This is a genomic window from Methylobacterium sp. M6A4_1b, from assembly GCF_053345175.1.
The window spans coordinates 41452-58884 of the sequence record NZ_JBKEZQ010000009.1 but is presented as its reverse complement, the minus strand read 5'-3'; the positions used below and the strand labels follow the sequence as shown (position 1 = coordinate 58884).

14 protein-coding genes are annotated in these 17433 nt (G+C 68.8%); 9 read left to right on the top strand and 5 right to left on the bottom strand.

Annotated features, from left to right (window positions below):
• Window positions 1-27: 27 nt before the first annotated feature.
• Complete coding sequence (locus tag ACLBWX_RS11220; protein ID WP_447677149.1) at window positions 28-1011, bottom strand: SMP-30/gluconolactonase/LRE family protein; 984 nt, start codon at window positions 1009-1011, stop codon at window positions 28-30.
• Between the two features lie 65 nt (window positions 1012-1076).
• Window positions 1077-2285: an SMP-30/gluconolactonase/LRE family protein gene (locus ACLBWX_RS11215; RefSeq protein WP_447677148.1), complete on the bottom strand. Its 1209-nt coding sequence runs from the start codon at window positions 2283-2285 to the stop codon at window positions 1077-1079.
• A gap of 429 nt (window positions 2286-2714) precedes the next feature.
• On the opposite strand from ACLBWX_RS11215, the gene ACLBWX_RS11210 reads away from it, so the two are divergent.
• Window positions 2715-4190, top strand: a complete 1476-nt coding sequence (locus ACLBWX_RS11210) for a methyl-accepting chemotaxis protein (protein ID WP_447677256.1) — start codon at window positions 2715-2717, stop codon at window positions 4188-4190.
• Between the two features lie 27 nt (window positions 4191-4217).
• Here ACLBWX_RS11210 and ACLBWX_RS11205 read toward each other — a convergent pair whose 3' ends face one another.
• From ACLBWX_RS11205 to ACLBWX_RS11195, 3 genes are all read right to left on the bottom strand, one after another.
• Complete coding sequence (locus ACLBWX_RS11205) at window positions 4218-4397, bottom strand: hypothetical protein (protein ID WP_447677147.1); 180 nt, start codon at window positions 4395-4397, stop codon at window positions 4218-4220.
• A 289-nt stretch (window positions 4398-4686) separates the two neighbouring features.
• Window positions 4687-5595 (bottom strand): response regulator, encoded by a 909-nt coding sequence (locus tag ACLBWX_RS11200; protein WP_447677146.1) that lies wholly within the window; start codon window positions 5593-5595, stop codon window positions 4687-4689.
• Complete coding sequence (locus ACLBWX_RS11195; protein ID WP_447677255.1) at window positions 5588-8968, bottom strand: hybrid sensor histidine kinase/response regulator; 3381 nt, start codon at window positions 8966-8968, stop codon at window positions 5588-5590. Before ACLBWX_RS11195 ends, ACLBWX_RS11200 begins: the two co-directional genes overlap by 8 nt.
• A gap of 328 nt (window positions 8969-9296) precedes the next feature.
• Here ACLBWX_RS11195 and urtA point away from each other — a divergent pair, with 328 nt between their 5' ends.
• From urtA to ACLBWX_RS11155, 8 genes are all read left to right on the top strand, one after another.
• On the top strand, window positions 9297-10556 hold the full coding sequence (gene urtA, locus ACLBWX_RS11190) for an urea ABC transporter substrate-binding protein (protein WP_447677145.1): 1260 nt from the start codon (window positions 9297-9299) through the stop codon (window positions 10554-10556).
• Window positions 10557-10751: 195 nt separating this feature from the next.
• The gene (gene urtB / locus ACLBWX_RS11185) at window positions 10752-11678 is read left to right on the top strand and encodes an urea ABC transporter permease subunit UrtB (protein WP_447677144.1); all 927 of its coding nucleotides are present in this window, start codon (window positions 10752-10754) and stop codon (window positions 11676-11678) included.
• 14 nt (window positions 11679-11692) lie between these two features.
• The gene (gene urtC, locus ACLBWX_RS11180) at window positions 11693-12853 is read left to right on the top strand and encodes an urea ABC transporter permease subunit UrtC (protein ID WP_447677143.1); all 1161 of its coding nucleotides are present in this window, start codon (window positions 11693-11695) and stop codon (window positions 12851-12853) included.
• 8 nt (window positions 12854-12861) lie between these two features.
• The gene (gene urtD / locus ACLBWX_RS11175; protein WP_447677142.1) at window positions 12862-13647 is read left to right on the top strand and encodes an urea ABC transporter ATP-binding protein UrtD; all 786 of its coding nucleotides are present in this window, start codon (window positions 12862-12864) and stop codon (window positions 13645-13647) included.
• Between the two features lie 14 nt (window positions 13648-13661).
• A complete protein-coding gene (urtE, locus tag ACLBWX_RS11170; RefSeq protein ID WP_447677141.1) occupies window positions 13662-14423 on the top strand; it encodes an urea ABC transporter ATP-binding subunit UrtE in 762 nt (253 codons plus the stop codon).
• A 227-nt stretch (window positions 14424-14650) separates the two neighbouring features.
• Complete coding sequence (fmdA, locus tag ACLBWX_RS11165; RefSeq protein ID WP_447677140.1) at window positions 14651-15880, top strand: formamidase; 1230 nt, start codon at window positions 14651-14653, stop codon at window positions 15878-15880.
• 2 nt (window positions 15881-15882) lie between these two features.
• Window positions 15883-16197 (top strand): FmdB family zinc ribbon protein, encoded by a 315-nt coding sequence (locus tag ACLBWX_RS11160; RefSeq protein ID WP_447677139.1) that lies wholly within the window; start codon window positions 15883-15885, stop codon window positions 16195-16197.
• Between the two features lie 171 nt (window positions 16198-16368).
• Window positions 16369-17421 carry an aliphatic amidase gene (locus ACLBWX_RS11155; protein WP_447677138.1) on the top strand — a complete coding sequence of 351 codons (1053 nt, stop codon included), beginning with the start codon at window positions 16369-16371 and terminating at the stop codon, window positions 17419-17421.
• Window positions 17422-17433 lie beyond the last annotated feature (12 nt).

The window sequence follows — 17433 nt, the reverse complement described above, 5'->3', positions numbered from 1 at the left end:
GTCGAGCGGGACATGGGGAGCGGCGGGTCAGCCTCGGGCGGCGCCGCGCACTGTCAGGTCGATGGCGAGGACGTTCGCGCCCGCTCCGATGAAGAGGCGCCGGCCGTCCGGTCCTCCGAAGGCGACGTTGGCGGCGTCGGTCGCGGTGGCGATGCGGCCGAGGGACGTGCCGTCGGGGGCGTAGATCCGTACGCCGTCGAAGCAGGCGGCGTAGACCCGGCCGTCGGCATCCACCGCGAGGCCGTCCGGCACGCCGGCTTCCACAGTGACGAAGGGTTTCGGCGCGCCGAGCCTGCGGCCATCCGTCACCGGGAAGGCCAGGACGGTTCGGGCGCCCTCCGGGTTCTTCAGGGCCGCGCTGGTGTCGCTGACGTAGAGGCGGGTGCCGTCCGGGCCGAAGGCGATGCCGTTGGGCTGGCCGACGGCATCGGTCATGGCCTCGACCCGGCCCGACGGATCGATGCGGTAGACCCGCCGGGCGTCCTGCGCCGGCGTCGCCATCAGGCCTTCGTCCGGCATGGTGATGCCGAAGACGGGGTCGGTGAACCAGATCGCGCCGTCCGGCGCCAAGGCGGCGTCGTTGGGCGAATTCAGGGGCCGGCCCTCGAAGGCGTCGGCCAGCACCGTGAGGCGGCCATCCGGCTCGCGCCGCACCACGCGCCGCCCGCGATGTTCGCAGGTGACGAGGCGGCCCTCGGCGTCGAGGGTGTTGCCGTTGGCGTTGTTCGAGGGATCGCGGAACACGCCTACACCGCCGTCGTCGGCGATCCGGATCATTCGGTTGGCCCGGACGTCGCTGACGATCAGCCCCCCGAGGCCGGGTGCGTAGCACAGGCCCTCGCACCAGCGACCGCCCGCGTAGAGCGTGCGCAGGGGCGCGGCGGGATCGATCACGTCGCGGAGCCGCGGATCGTCGACCCGGACGATCGGAGTCGCCTCGGCCGGCCGTCCCCTCAGGGCGAGCACCGAGCCTGCGCCGGCGAGCAAGGCGCGTCGTCGTATCGTCGGCATCGATCCTCGATCGGCGTCAGGCGTGGCAGAAAGCGCCGCCCTGGTACGGGGTGGCGCAGCGCGGCTCAGCGGGCGGCGGGGGTCGGCGCGGTCGAGCCCGTGGCGTCCGTCGCCCCCGGCTTGAAGCTCCACAGCTCCGTCGGCAGGGCCGCTGGGGCATCGGGCTTGTAGAAGGCCGAATCCTGGATGTGCGAGGTGGTGACGTAGAGCGTCCCGTCGGGGCCTTCGGCGAAGGTGTCGGGCCAGCGCAGGCGCTTGTCCTGCACCACGGTGCTCAGGGCATTCCCCTTCGCCGAAAGGTCGCGGACCTTGATCGAATCGTCCTGCGGCGAGGTCACGTACATCCGACCGTCCTTGCGGGAGATGATCAGGCCGTCGGCCGGCCCGTTCTCGCCAACGGTGTCGATGCGGCCCGCCACGCTCTTGTCGGCGAGCGCCGTCGGCATCAGCGCGGTGGTGATGCTCCCAGCCAGCGTCTCGGTGGGCAGGCTGTAGAGCGTCTTTCCCTTGATGGCCTGCCAGTACAGCGTCTTGCCGTCCGGGGAGAGCGCGATGCCGTCGGCGGCGAACTCGACGCCCCGGCCGTCCGGCCTGCGCAGGGGCTTGCCGTCATACGTCACGGTGACGCTCTTGTCCGGTTGCGTGGATGGATCACCGTCGAGCACCCGGTGGGCGTGGCCGCCGTCGAGGTCGACCACCACCAGAGCGCCCTTGGCGCCGGAATCGGTGAGGTAGGCGGTCTTGCCGTCGGGGGAGAAGCGCACGTCGTTGAGGTAGGAGCCCTGCGGCGCCACGCTCTCGTCGAAGGCGATGGTGCGCGCGGGCTGGTTGGACTTCAGGTCGATCTCGACGAGCTTGGGACCGCCGGGCACGAGGGCCCCCATGGCGGGGGCGGCGGGATCGAGCACCCAGAGGTTGCCGTTCGGGCCGGCCACGACGCTCTGCACGCAGACCCAGTGATCCTTGGCCGTGACCTCGTCCTTGCGCGCGTTGCGCCAGGAGTTCCAGGCCGCGTCCGGGAACGGGACCAGCTTGCCGTCCCTCAGTTCGGCCACCGAGACCTCGGTGTCCTCGGTCCAGCGCGGGAAGTTCACGAAGATGCGTCCGTCCCTGGAGACGGTGACGCCGGTGACCTGATGGTCGAAGCTCGCCACCTTGGTGAGGGTCGCGGTCGGCGCGGCGGGGGCGTCCTGCGCCAGCACGACGCCGGGTACGAGGAGGGCACCCAGCAGGGCGGCGAGAGCCGGCGCCTGCCGCCCGGTGCGCAATCTCATGCGTTCGAGCATTGGATTCGGAATCGTCGGTCGATCGGACAGGCGTCGCAGCATCGGCACATTCGGCATCGGAACCCTCGGTCTCGCAACGATCGGAGCGCCGCACGGCGCGAACGATCATTGACGGCCTAACGCACGAGGTATCGGCCAAGGTTCATGGATCGTGCGAGCCGTGAGCCGCGGTGGGAATCCCCGCGCGTGGGATCCGGGTCTCGCGTGCGACCCGCAAGTTCGAGCCGACGCCGCGAACTATACGCTCACGCGTTTGTGATGGTTGCGGAGACGCGTTGAGACTGGCTAATTTCTTTTTAACAGATTTGCTGGATCAATAGTGCCGTTGAGCCGAAGTTGATGTTTTATATTTGTCAAAGGCAGCAGCGAAGTCGGCCATCACGGTTCGGCGACCGGCCCTCGGATTCAGGTATGAGGATGGCAATGTTAGGGGCTGGCCTTCGCGCGACACTGGACGCCCTCGATCGATCACAGGGTCGGATCGAGTTCGGCATGGATGGAACTGTTCAGAGCGCGAACCAGATCTTCCTCGACCTCGTCGGCTACACGTTCGACGAGGTCCGGGGCCGGCCGCACAGTCAGTTCGTCCCTCTCGAGGAGCGTGAGTCGCCCGCCTACCGGCAATTCTGGGACTGCCTGCGCCGCGGCCAGTTCCAGGCGCGGGACTTCTGCCGGGTCACCAAGGACGGGCGCCGGATCTGGATCCAGGCGAGCTACAACCCGATCTTCGACCGGCGCGGAAAGCCGATCAAAGTGGTCAAGTTCGCCACCGACATCACGGCCCAGACCGAGCGTAACGCTGCCTATGCGGGGCAGATCGCGGCGATCAACCGCTCGCAGGCGGTGATCCACTTCACGCCGGACGGCATCGTCACCGACGCGAACGCGAACTTCCTCGACACCCTGGGCTACCGCCTCGACGAGATCGAGGGACGTCACCACAGCCAGTTCGTGGCGCCGGAGGACCGGAATGCGCCGGCCTACGCGGCGTTCTGGACGGCCCTGGCGGGCGGCGCCTACCAGGCCGGCGAGTTCCGTCGCCTGGGGAAGGGCGGCCGCGAGGTGTGGATCTACGGGGCCTACAATCCGGTGCTGGGGGCGGACGGGCAGGTGCTCTCCGTGGTGAAGTTCGCCAGCGACGTCACGGCCCAGGTGGCCGACCGCATCCGGCGGCGCCAGGGCCAGCAGGCGATCGACCAGGATCTCGGCCTGATCACGGGGTCCATCTCCGACGTCAGCCATCAGGCCACCCTCACGGCGGAGGCGGCCGCCCAGACCTCCGGCAACGTCCAGGCTGTGGCGGCCGGCGCCGAGGAGTTCTCGGCGTCGATCGAAGAGCTGAGCCGCCACGCCGTCGAGGCGAAGGCCGCCTCCGACGAGGCGGTGGTCCGGGCCGAGGAGGCCTCCGGCATCGTCGCCGGCCTGACCTCGGCGGCCGACAAGATCGGCGAGGTGGTCTCCGTCATCCGCTCGATCGCCGACCAGACCAACCTGCTGGCGTTGAACGCCACCATCGAAGCGGCGCGGGCCGGCGAGGCCGGGCGCGGCTTCGCCGTCGTCGCCGCGGAGGTGAAGGCCCTGGCCAACCAATCCTCCCGGGCCACCGAGGAGATCGGGACGCAGATCGCGGCTGTGCAGAACTCCACCAATCAGGCAGTGAGCGCGATCGAAGCCATCGCCCGGACGATCGGCCATCTCAGCGAAATCTCGCTCAGCGTCTCGTCGGCGGTGACCGAGCAGGCCGCGGTGACCCGCGACATGTCCGTCAACATGCAGACCGCGGCCCGAAGCGTCGAGGTCGTGCGCCAGAACATGGACGGGATCGCTGCGGCCGCGATCGACGTCGACGCTTCGGTGCGCAAGGCCGGCGCCGCGGCCCGCGCCCTCGCCTGACCCTCGAAGCGCGCGCAGCGCGGCCCTTCAGTCCGGCCGGTGCGCGGCCCCGGGCTGCATCACCGAGGGTTCGGAGGCCGAGCCCCGAACCCGGCCGCGCTGGGCCAGCGGCGCCCCGGCCCGTCCGGCTTCGCGCCGGTCGAGGCCGGGCACGACGCGCTCGGTGAGATCCACGCAGCGGCCGACCAACCACGTCATCCAGTTCATCGCGAAGCTCCCAACCGTGACCCGTCTGGATAGATCGGGTCCCGCATCCCCAAAGCGAGGGGTCAGGCGGGATTTTTCCGTGCCTCCTTCCGGGCCGGTGCGGAGGCTGCGCCCTGCCGAGGGGGTGTCTCCCGCCAAACCCTGATCCCACGGCGGGCGCCGTCTCATACGAGTTCGGGTCGATCCCTTCGAGATGGCGGAGTTCGGTGGGGATGGCGGCGTTCGGTGATCCTCGAGCGCCGCGCGAGCTTGCCGAGACGGCGCCCGCTTCGATCAGGCGGACGTCGTGTCAGTCGAGGTCCTGCAGGTGGCGGGCGGCGATGACGGACGCGGCGGTGCGGTTCTCGACGCCGAGCTTCTCGTAGATGCCCTCCAGGTGCTTCGTCACCGTGCGGGGGCTCAAGCCCAGGATCTCGCCGATGTCGCGGCTCGACTTGCCGCGCGAGAGCCAGAGCAGCACCTCCGCCTCGCGGCCGGTGACGCGCAGACGCTGGCGCAGGCGCTCCAGCCCCGTCTCCGTGCCATCCCGTGACAGGCGCAGCAGGATCTCGTCGCCGGTGCCGCCGATGAAGCTCAGGGCATAGGTCGTGCCGGCGCGGTCGGCGAGCGTCAGGGCTGGCGCACCCGTGCCGGTGAGGCAGGTCCGCAGCCAGGCGGCGCCCTGCGGCGGCAGGCTCAAGGGGGCGCCGGGCTCGGTGAAGCCGCCGAGCAGGCGGGCGGCCTGGGGCGTGCCCCACAGGACGGCGCCGTTGCGGTCCACCGCGAACAGGGTGCGGCCGGTGGTGTCGAGGGCGGCCCGCGCGCTCTGGGCCGCACGGGCACCCGCGAGGTGGACCCGGATGCGGGCCAGGATCTCGTCCGGCGCGATCGGCTTCGTGACGTAGTCGACGCCCCCCGCCTCCAGGCCCTTCACGATGTGCTCGGTCTCCGACAGGCCGGTCATGAAGATGACGGGGACGTGGGCGAGGTGGCCCTTGGCCTTCAGGCGGCGGCAGGTCTCGAAACCGTCCATGCCCGGCATCATCGCGTCGAGCAGGATCACGTCCGGGGTGATCTCGTCGACCAGGGCCAGGGCGAGGTCGCCGGCCACCGCCACCAGGACGGTGGCACCCGAGCGCTCGATCGCCTCGGTGAGGAAGCTCAGGGTCTCGGGGGAATCGTCTACCACGAGCACCGTGTCGCGCTGCGCCTCAGCCATGGGCGGCCGGCTCCAGCAATCCCTCGATCACCGCCCGGGCGCGGCGCAGGTCGAAGGCGGCGGTGAGTCCCCGCATCCGAGCGATGAAGGCCGTCGGCGCCGCGGGGCCGGCCTCCATCTCGGCGAGCTTCGCCTCGATCCCGCGGACGTGGCCGATGCGCACGAGGCGCAGGAGGTCGGCGAGGTGCTCCGGGCGCGGGTCCGACGAACCGGGTTCGGGCGAGCCGGATCCGGACGCCGGCGGCGCGGAGGCCTCCGCCGCGGTCCAGTCGAGGCCGAGGAGGCCGGTGACGCATTCGAGGAAGTCGCGCAGGTCGAAGGGCTTGGCGATGATCGCGTCGTGGGGCGCGTCGCTGCCGCGCGACGGGCTGATCTCGTGCACGTTGGCCGACATCATCGCGATGCGGGCGGTGTGGCCGGCCTCCCGCAGGGCCTTCGCCAGCACCCATCCGCTCATCCCCGGCATGGCGATGTCGAGGAGGAACAGGTCCGGAGGGCGCGTCGCGGCCAGCGCCAGGCAGGCCGGGCCGTCGCCGGCCTCCAGCACCACGAGGCCGAAGGGCTCGAGGATGTCGCGCATCAGGCCGCGATGGGCGGCATCGTCGTCGGCGACCAGGATGGTGCGCCGCGCCCCCGTATAGCTCCGGGCCGGGGCGCTGGCCTGCGCCAGCACGGGCTTCGGGCGCGCCACCGAGGCGAGCATCAGGCGGACGCGAAAGCGCGTGCCGCGCCCGACCTCGCTCTCGACCGTGATCTCCCCACCCATCACCTGGGCGAGCAGGTGCGCGATGGTCAGGCCGAGGCCGGTGCCGGGGGTGGAGCGGGCCGCGGCGAGCGAGCCGCGCTCGAACGGCTCGAAGATCCGCTCCAGGTCGTCCGGGCGGATGCCGAGGCCGGTGTCGCTGATCGTGAACACCGCGATCTGGCTGCGGTAGGTCAGGTCCAGGGTCACCGTGCCGGCGGGGGTGAACTTGATCGCGTTCGACAGGAGGTTGAGCAGGATCTGGCGCAGGCGCTTCTCGTCGGTGGCGACCACCGCCGGCAGGGTCTCGGGCCGGGTGAAGCGGAACGCCAGGGCGGCGCCCTGCGCCTGCAGGCGAATCATGTCCACGATCTGGTCGAGGAAGTCAGCGAGCCGGACCTCGTTGCGATGGATCTGGAGGCGCCCGGCCTCCATCCGGGAAATGTCGAGGAGGCCGTCGATCAGGCCCGAAAGGTGCTGGGCCGAGCGCCGGATGACCCGGATGCCGTTCTGGCGCGGAGCCGGGATCGAGGGATCGCCCTCCAGCAGTTGCGCGTAGCCGAGCACCGCGTTCAGCGGTGTGCGCAGTTCATGGCTGATGCCGACCACGTAGCGGCTCTTGGCGAGGTTGGCGGCCTCGGCGATCTCCTTGGCCTGCTGCAGCTTGGCGTCCGTGACCTTGTGGGCCTCGATCTCGGCCTGGTAGAGGCCGGTCTGGCGGGCGGTCTCCTCCAGGGCGACCCGGCGGCTCTCCTGCGCCAGCACGAACAGCCAGGCGACGATGCCCAGGATGACGATGAGGATCAGGAACACGCTGGTCAGCGCCGCGCCCAGCACGTCGCGGTGCTCGGGATGCTCGGCGCTGGCCCCCGCATGCACGATGCCGAGGATCAGCCCGATCGCCGCCACCAGGGTGAGCATGAGGGCGAGGTAGCGGCCCAGCGGCGCGCCGATCCAGGCGGCGGTGCGGGCCGGGGCGACGCGGGCGAGCAGGCCCTGCGCCTGGGCCTCCAGGCGCCCGTGCGGCTTGCAGAGATCGCCGCAGCGGGCGTCCAGGGAACAGCAGAGCGAGCAGATCGGCCCGGCATAGGCGGGGCACTGGGCCATGTCCTCGGGCTCGAACGGGTGCTCGCAGACCCGGCAGGTGATCTCGCTCGCCCCCTGCCAGTCCGTCCGCGGGGCGCGGGCGAGGTAGTAGCGCCCGCCGGTGGCCAGGGCGATGGCGGGCGCGCCGACACAGGCGACGGCCAGCGCCAGCATCGGCGCGAAGGGTACGACGAGCCCGCCGAGCCAACCCGCATGCGCCGCGAATCCGGTGAGGATCGCCAGCACCATGGCGCCGGTGCCGACGGGGTTGACGGCATAGAGGTGGGCGCGCTTGAACTCGATGCCGGGCGGCGACAGTCCGAAGGGCTTGTTGATGGCCAGATCCGCCGCCAGCGCCCCGACCCAGGCCGAGACCACGACGGCGTAGAGCGACAGGGTGCTGACGATGGTCTTGTCGATGCCGAGCTCCATCAGCAGGAGCGCGATGGCGACGTTGAACACCAGCCAGACCACGCGTCCGGGATGGCTGTGGGTCAGGCGCGAGAAGAAGTTCGACCAGGCGATGGAGCCCGCATAGGCGTTGGTGACGTTGATCTTGAGCTGCGAGACCACGACGAACAGCGTCATCAGGGCGACGGCGCCGAACCCCGGGGGCACCACGTAGCCGAAGGCCACCGCGTACATCCGCGTCGGTTCCCCGGCATGCTCGGCGGGCACCCCGTGCGCGAGGGCGAGCACGGCCAGGAACGAGCCGAGCAGGATCTTGAGCATCCCGGGCAGGATCCAGCCGCCGCCGGCGCCCAGCACCGCCGCCCACCAGCGCGCGGGGCGGTCCGGTTCGCGCGCGGGCACGAAGCGCAGGAAGTCGACCTGCTCGCCGACCTGGGCCAGCAGCGCCAGGAGGATGCCGGAGGCGACGCCGAAGCGGGGCCAGTCGAACCCGCCGATGCCGTCCGCCCCCGGATGCCCGAGCCAGGCCGAGACCGGCGCGTCGCCGGCCCAGGCGATGCAGGCCAGAGGCAGGAGGTTGAGGACGATCCAGACCGGCTGCGTCCAGAGCTGGAAGCGGCTGATCATCGCGATGCCGTAGATCACGAGCGGGATCACCGCCAGGGCGCTGACGAGGTAGCCGAGGCTCGGCGGCAGCCCGAAGCAGCGTTCGAGGGCCAGCGCCATGATCGCCGCCTCGATGGCGAGGAACAGGAAGGTGAAGCTCGCATAGATCAGCGAGGTCACCGTCGAGCCAATATAGCCGAACCCGGCTCCCCGGGTGAGGAGGTCGATGTCGACGCCGTAGCGGGCGGCGTAGAGGCTGATAGGCGTCGCGGTGGCGAAGATGATCGCGCCGACGACGAGGAGGGCCGCCAGGGTGTTGGTGAAGCCGACGGTGAGCACCAGGGTGCCGCCGATCGCCTCCAGGGCCAGGAACGAGAGCGAGCCCAGGGCGGTCTGGGCGACCCGGAAGCCCGACCAGCGCCGCGCCTTCTTGGCGGTAAAGCGGAGCGCATAGTCTTCCAGCGTCTCGTCGGCCACGAGGCGGTTGTAGTCGCGCCGGATCGGCAGGATACGCTGGTGCTCGGTCATCGTGTTCGGTGCGGACGGTATCACGCGGCGCGGGGTCTGGCGCGGCATCGCGGCGCCTCCGAGACCATGGCGCTCCGTCGTCCCCAGCTTAGCAAGGACCGTGCCCCGTCGATCGCGGCGCCATGGCGGAGCGCGCTCCGGCCCGGCGGGCGGCGCGGCGATCGAGCCCGGGACTCGCGGGCAGTTCGGAAGCATGGGCCGGCACGCCGGCCGCCGACATACGCAAAACAGCGTATAGGCCGCACCGCACGACGCGGCCTAGCCTTTGCGTCATCGATCCACGGCCATCCGACCGGCCGTGCGACGAGGATCAGGGGTTTTGGGCACGATGGCAGAGGACAAGGGCAACGGCCTGCAATCGGCGCTGCGGCGCAGGCTTCTCATGGGTCTGGCCGGGGCTCCGGCGATCGCCTTGATGCCGCGCATGAGCTTCGCGGCGGGACCGGCCACGGCGGCGGTGAACACCACCGGCCTCGCGGTGACCGACACCGAGGTCACGGTGGGGATCCTGCACTCGGCCACCGGCACGATGGCGATCTCCGAGACCGGCTCGATCCAGGCCGAGAAGCTCGCGATCTCGCAGATCAACGAAATGGGCGGCGTGCTCGGCCGCAAGATCAAGGTCATCCAGGAGGACGGCGCCTCCGACTGGCCGACCTTCGCGGAGAAGGCCAAGAAGCTCCTCGTCAACGACCACTGCGCGGCCGTGATGGGCTGCTGGACCTCCGCCTCGCGCAAGGCCGCGCTGCCGGTGTTCGAGCAGTACAACGGCCTCCTGTACTACCCGACCTTCTACGAGGGCCTGGAGCAGTCCAAGAATGTCTTCTACACCGGCCAGGAGGCCACCCAGCAGATCCTCGAATCGCTGAACTGGGTCACCAAGGAGAAGAAGGCCAAGACGTTCTTCTTCATCGGCTCGGACTACATCTGGCCGCGGACCTCGAACAAGATCGCCCGCAAGCACATCGAGAACGTGCTCAAGACCAAGGTCGTGGGTGAGGAATATTTCCCGCTCGGCCACACGCAGTTCAACTCGGTGATCAACAAGCTCAAGCTCACCAAGCCGGACGTGATCTTCACCGACGTCGTCGGCGGCTCGAACGTGGCGTTCTACAAGCAGCTCAAGGCGGCCGGCATCGACCTCTCGAAGCAGACCCTGCTGACGATCTCGGTCACCGAGGACGAGGTCGACGGCATCGGCGGCGACAACATCGCCGGCGCCTATTCCTGCATGAAGTACTTCCAGTCCCTGAAGAACCCGAACAACGAGAAGTTCGTCGCCGCCTTCCACAAGATGTGGGGCGAGAAGACCGTCATCGGCGACGTGACCCAGGCCGCCTATCTCGGCCCCTTCCTGTGGAAGATGGCCTGCGAGAAGGCCGGCTCCTTCGACGTCGACAAGGTGGTCGCCGCCTCGCCGGGCCTCGAGTTCAAGGAGGCCCCGGAAGGCTACGTCAAGATCCACCCGAACCATCACCTCTGGTCGAAGACCCGTGTCGCCAAGGCGCTTCCGACCGGCCAGTTCGAGGTGGTCTACGAGAGCCCCGACCTGATCGAGCCGAACCCCTTCCCGAAGGGGTACCAGTAGGATCGGCGCCCGCCCCTTCCCTCCCCCTCGCGGGGAGGGATCGAGGGTGGGGTGGTCGGGTGACCCTCGATCTGTGGAGGCTGGCGGAACCACCCCCACCCCTGACCCCTCCCCGCAAGGGGAGGGGAAAGCCTGCGGCCTGGCCCGGCCCGATGCTTGCACACCCCCCGGCGGCATCCTTCGGAGAACGAACCCATGCTCGGTGATTATTCGCTCGGGGATCTCAGCTCGATCTTCGTGATGCAGGGCTTCGCCGGGCTGATCCTGTTCTCGGTCTACGTCCTGATGGCCCTCGGGCTGGCGATCATCTTCGGCCAGATGGGGGTGATCAACATGGCCCACGGGGAGTTCATGATCCTCGGCGCCTACATGACCTATCTCTGCTCGGGCTTCTTCCAGACCCACCTGCCCGCCCTGTTCCCGGCTTACTTCTTCGTGGCGATGGCGCTGGCCTTCCTGGCCTCGGGCGCTCTGGGCATGCTGGTGGAATGGGCGCTGATCCGCCACCTCTACAAGCGCCCGCTCGACACGCTGCTCGCCACCTGGGGCCTCTCGCTGATCCTGCAGCAGGCCTACCGATCGATCTTCGGCGCCCGCGAGGTCGGCGTGGAACTGCCCTCCTGGCTCATCGGCTCGGTGCAGGTCACCGACACCATCGAGATCCCGATCAACGGCATGTTCGTGATGGCCGTCACCACCCTGATCACCGTCGGCGTCGCGATCCTGATGTACCGCTCGCGCTTCGGCGCCCAGGTCCGCGCCGTGGTGCAGAACCGCCCGATGGCCGGCGCGGTCGGCATCGACACCGAGCGGGTCGACCGCCTCACCTTCGGCCTCGGCTGCGGCATCGCGGGCATCGCGGGCTCGGCCTTCACCATGGTGGGCTCCACGGGGCCGACCTCGGGCCAGCTCTACATCGTCGACACCTTCCTGATCGTGGTCTTCGGCGGCGCCGCCTCGCTGCTCGGCACCATCGCCTCGGCCTTCTCGATCTCGCAGACGCAGTCGACCCTCGAATTCTTCCTCTCCGGCTCCACCGCGAAGGTGATCACGCTGCTGGCGGTGGTCGGCATCCTGATGCTGCGGCCGCAGGGCCTCTTCACCCTCAAGGTCCGGCGCTGAGGAGCCCGAACGTCATGACCCGCTCCAAGACCCCTACCCCCGTCGTCAACGACAATCCGTACATGAAGCCCATGGAATGGGTCAGCCTCGCGCTCCTCGTCGCGGTGATCTTCGTCGTGCTGCCGCTGCTGCTCGACGCCTTCCGCCTCAACCTGGTGGGCAAGTACCTGACCTACTCCTTCGTGGCCCTCGGCCTCGTCATCTGCTGGGGCTTCGGCGGCATCCTGTCGCTGGGCCAGGGCGTGTTCTTCGGCCTCGGCGGCTACCTGATGGCGATGTACCTGAAGCTCGAGGCCTCCAGCATCGAGAACACCAAGATCCAGTCGACGCCGGGCATCCCGGACTTCATGGACTGGAACCAGATCACCGAACTGCCCTGGTTCTGGAAGCCGTTCCAGAGCCTGCCCTTCACCCTCCTGGCGGTCATCGTGGTGCCGGCCTTCTTCGCCTTCGTGATCGGGTCGGCGATGTTCCGCCGCCGCGTCGGCGGCACCTATTTCGCCATCATCACCCAGGCCATCGCCGCCATCCTGACGATCCTGATCGTCGGCCAGCAGGGCTATACCGGCGGCATCAACGGCATCACCGACCTGCGCACCCTGCACGGCTGGGACATCCGCACCGACAGCGCCCACAGCATCCTCTACTTCGTCAACGCGGGTCTCCTCGTCGGCTGCATCCTGTTCGCGCAAGCCGTCAAGAAGTCGAAGCTCGGGCGCATCCTCGTGGCCATGCGCGACAAGGAGGACCGGGTCCGGTTCTCCGGCTACCAGGTCGCGAGCTTCAAGACCTTCGCGTTCTGCCTCGCGGCCGTCTTCGCCGCCATCGGGGGCGCGATGTTCACCCTGCAGGTCGGGTTCATGTCGCCCTCCTTCGTGGGCATCGTCCCCTCGATCGAGATGGTGATCTACGCCGCCGTCGGCGGGCGGCTGTCCCTGTTCGGCGCCGTCTGGGGCACCCTCCTGGTCAACTGGGCCAAGACCAGCTTCTCGGAGAGCTTCCCCGAACTCTGGCTGTTCGGCCTCGGCGCGCTGTTCATCGCCGTGGTGCTGGCCTTCCCGAACGGTCTCGCGGGCATCTACCGCACTTACGTGGAGCCTCGCCTGACCCGGCGCGTGAAGGCCCTGGAGCCCGCCCCCGCCGTCGCCCTGCCCCACGGCACCCCGGCCGAGTAGGACCTCCGATGAACGCAGCCATCCTGCCCTCGCACATCATCGGCGCCGACCCGGCCGAGAAGAACTTCCTCCTGGCGGTGGAATCCCTCACCGTCTCGTTCGACGGCTTCAAGGCGGTGAACGACGTCTCGTTCTATGTCGACCCCAACGAGATCCGGGTGATCATCGGCCCCAACGGGGCCGGCAAGACGACGGTGCTCGATCTCATCTGCGGGCGCACCAAGGCCAGCTCCGGCTCGATCAAGTACAAGGGCCAGGAGCTGACCAAGCTCTCCGAGAGCGCCATCGTCCAGGCCGGCGTCGGCCGCAAGTTCCAGACCCCGTCGATCTACGACGACCTGACGGTGTTCGAGAACCTGGAGATCTCCTTCCCGCGCGGCCGCTCGGTCTTCGGCGCCCTGACCTTCAAGCGGGACACCGAGGTCCGCGACCGCATCGAGGAGGTCGCCAGCATGATCTTCCTCAAGGACCAGCTCCTCGAGCGCGCCGAGTTCCTCAGCCACGGCCAGAAGCAGTGGCTCGAGATCGGCATGCTGCTGATCCAGGACCCGGAGCTGCTCATGCTCGACGAGCCGGTGGCGGGGATGAGCGTCGGCGAGCGCATCAAGACCGCCGAACTCCTCAACCAGATCATCAAGGGCCGCTCGGTGCTGGTGATCGAGCACGACATGAAGTTCGTCGAGGACATCGCCCACCGGGTCACCGTGCTGCACCAGGGCAAGGTCCTGTCGGAGGGCTCGATGGAGCGGGTCAAGAACGACCCGAAGGTCATCGAAGTCTATCTCGGCCACTGAGAGGAAACGGCGCCATGCTGCAGACCACGCCCGCCCCGTCTCATCCCCCTGCTCCCGCGCCCCTGATCCAGGGCGGCGTCCAGCCGATGCTGGCGATCGGCGACCTGCACGCGGCCTACGGCCAGAGCGAGGTGCTGCACGGCCTCGACATCGCGGTCGCTCCCGGCGAGATCGTCGCCGTGATGGGCCGCAACGGCATGGGCAAGACCACGCTGATGAAGACCCTGATGGGCATCGTGCCCGTCAAGTCCGGCACGATCCGGGTCGACGGCGAGGCGGTCGAGGGCCTGAAGAGCCACCAGCGCGTGGCCAAGGGACTCGCCTACGTGCCGCAAGGCCGGATGATCTTCTCCGCCATGACCGTTCAGGAGAACATCGAGACCGGGCTGACCGTGACCAACGAGCGCCGGGTGCCGCAGGAACTCTACACGATGTTCCCGGTCCTGCTGGAGATGAAGGGCCGGCGCGGCGGCAACCTCTCGGGCGGGCAGCAGCAGCAGCTCGCCATCGCCCGGGCGCTGGCGAGCCGGCCCAAGATCCTCCTCCTCGACGAGCCCACCGAGGGCATCCAGCCCTCGATCATCCGCGAGATGGGCCGCACCCTGAAGAAGATCCGCGACGACCGAGGCCTTTCCATCGTGGTCTCCGAGCAGGTGCTCAGCTTCGCCCTCGACGTGGCCGACCGGGTGCTGGTGATCGAGAACGGGTCGATCGTCCACGAGAGCCTGCGCGCCGACATCGACGAGGCCCAGGTCGCCCGCTTCCTCTCCGTCTGAGGCGGGGCGCTTTTCCCCTCGCCCTTGCGGGGAGGGGTTAGGGGTGGGGGTGGCGCAAGAGGCAACGCACCGCTCGATCCTGCACCACCCCCACCTCCGGCTCCTCCCCGCAAGGGGGAGGAGAGCGCGTACCTGCACGCGCGGCACTTGAGTCTTTCACGAGAGCGGCCGGGCGACGCCGGACACGCGACGCGAGCGGCTGCCCACCTACCAGAGGAGCGCGAAACATGCCCGAGACCCTGATCAAGGTCGATCTGACCCAATCGGCCTACGACAACGACATGGTGCACAATCGCTGGCACCCCGACATCCCCATGGTGGCCATGGTCAAGCCCGGCGACGACTTCATCGTCGAGACCTACGACTGGACCGGCGGCTTCATCAAGAACGACGATTCCGCCGACGACGTGCGCGACATCGACCTGTCGATCGTCCACTTCCTCTCCGGCCCGATCGGCGTCGAGGGCGCCGAGCCCGGCGACCTCCTGGTGGTCGACCTCCTCGACATCGGCGCCAAGCCCGAGAGCCAGTGGGGCTTCAACGGCTTCTTCTCCAAGAAGAACGGCGGCGGCTTCCTCGACGAGCACTTCCCCCAGGCCCAGAAGTCGATCTGGGACTTCGAGGGCATGTTCACCAAGTCGCGCCACATCCCCGGCGTGCGCTTCCCCGGCCTGATCCATCCCGGCCTGATCGGCTGCCTGCCCGATCCGAAGATGCTGGAGACCTGGAACACCCGCGAGAAGGCGCTGTTCGACACCGACCCCAACCGGGTGCCGGCGCTCGCCACCCTGCCCTTCGGGCCGACCGCCCATATGGGCCGGCTCACGGGCGAGGCCAAGGACAAGGCCGCCGCCGAGGGCGCCCGCACCGTGCCGGGGCGCGAGCACGGCGGCAATTGCGACATCAAGGACCTGTCGCGCGGCTCGAAGATCTACTTCCCGGTCTACGTGCCCGGCGCCGGCCTCTCGATGGGCGACCTGCACTTCAGCCAGGGCGACGGCGAGATCACCTTCTGCGGCGCGATCGAGATGGCCGGCTGGGTCCACCTCAAGGTCAGCCTGATCAAGGACGGCATGTCGAAGTACGGGATCAAGAACCCGATCTTCAAGCCGTCGCCGGTCACGCCGAAGTTCGACGACCACCTCATCTTCGAGGGCGTTTCCGTCGACGAGTACGGCAAGCAGCATTACCTCGACGTGACGGTGGCCTACCGGCAGGCCTGCCTCAACGCGATCGAGTACCTGAAGAAGTTCGGCTACTCGGGCGCCCAGGCCTACTCGATCCTCGGCACCGCGCCGGTCCAGGGTCACATCTCGGGGGTCGTCGACATCCCGAACGCCTGCGCCACCCTCTGGATCCCGACGAAGATCTTCGACTTCGACATCAATCCCGGTGCCGACGGGCCGATCAAGCACATCGACGGCTCGATCCAGATGCCGCTGTCGCCGGACCTCTGATCATGCCCGTCTACGATTACGCCTGCGAGGCCTGCGGTCCCTTCACCGTGCTGCGCCCGATGGCGCAGTTCCGCGATCCGCACGACTGCCCCGATTGCGGGACGTCCTGCGGCCGTGCCTTCCTCACCGCGCCGAACCTGGCCTCCATGGATGCGGGCCGGCGCAAGGCGCACGCGACGAACGAGCGGAGCCAGCACGCGCCCCGCAAGTCCTCCGGGCACGGCCCCGGCTGCGGATGCTGCGGGACCAGGGCGAAATCCAACCCCACGGCCGCGAAGAGTTTCCCGAACGCGCGGCCCTGGATGATCAGCCACTGACGACGTGAAACCCTCTCCCCTCCGCGGGAGAGGGTGGTCGCGGAGCGACCGGGAGCGGGGCGGCGCCGAGCTTTCCGAATGGGGGGCGGTGCTGCCCCTCTCCCGCCTGCTCCGCAGGCACCCTCCCCCGCTGAAGGGGGAGGGTTCGTAACCTCGAGGAGCACCCACGCCATGATGCACGGAGACATCTCGTCCAGCGCCGACAGCGTCGGCGTCGCGGTGGTGAACTACAAGATGCCCCGCCTGCACACGCGGGCGGAGGTGCTGGAGAACGCGAAGAAAATCGCCGACATGGTCGTGGGCATGAAGACCGGCCTGCCCGGCATGGACCTCGTGATCTTCCCCGAATACTCGACCCACGGGATCATGTACGACGCGGCCGAGATGTACGAGACCGCCGCCACGATCCCGGGGCCGGAAACCGACATCTTCGCCGACGCCTGCCGGAAGGCCAAGGTCTGGGGCGTGTTCTCGCTCACGGGCGAGCGCCACGAGGAGCACCCGAACAAGGCGCCCTACAACACCCTGATCCTGATGAACGACCAGGGCGAGATCGTGCAGAAGTACCGCAAGATCATGCCCTGGACCCCGATCGAGGGCTGGTACCCCGGCGACCGGACCTACGTCTCCGACGGCCCCAAGGGCCTGAAGGTCAGCCTCATCATCTGCGACGACGGCAATTACCCCGAGATCTGGCGCGACTGCGCCATGCGGGGGGCCGAGCTCATCATCCGCTGCCAGGGCTACATGTATCCGGCCAAGGAGCAGCAGGTCCTGATGTCGAAGGCGATGGCCTTCGCCAACAACACCTACGTGGCGGTGTCCAACGCCGCCGGCTTCGACGGGGTCTACAGCTATTTCGGCCACTCGGCGATCATCGGCTTCGACGGGCGGACGCTGGGCGAGTGCGGCGAGGAGGAGATGGGCATCCAGTACGCAGCCCTGTCGAAGTTCCTGATCCGCGATTCCCGCGCCCACGGGCAGTCGGAGAACCACCTCTTCAAGCTGCTCCACCGGGGCTATACCGGCATGATCGCCTCGAAGGAGAACCGGCACGGCCTGTCCGAATGCCCCTACGACTTCTACCGGCGCTGGATCGAGGACCCCGACGCCACCCGGGACGCCGTGCGGGCCATCACCCGCCAGAGCGTCGGCACCGAGGAATGCCCGATCGAGGGCATCCCCTTCGTCGGCAAGGGCGAGGGTCCGCCCGACCCGATGTGATCGCCCGTGTGA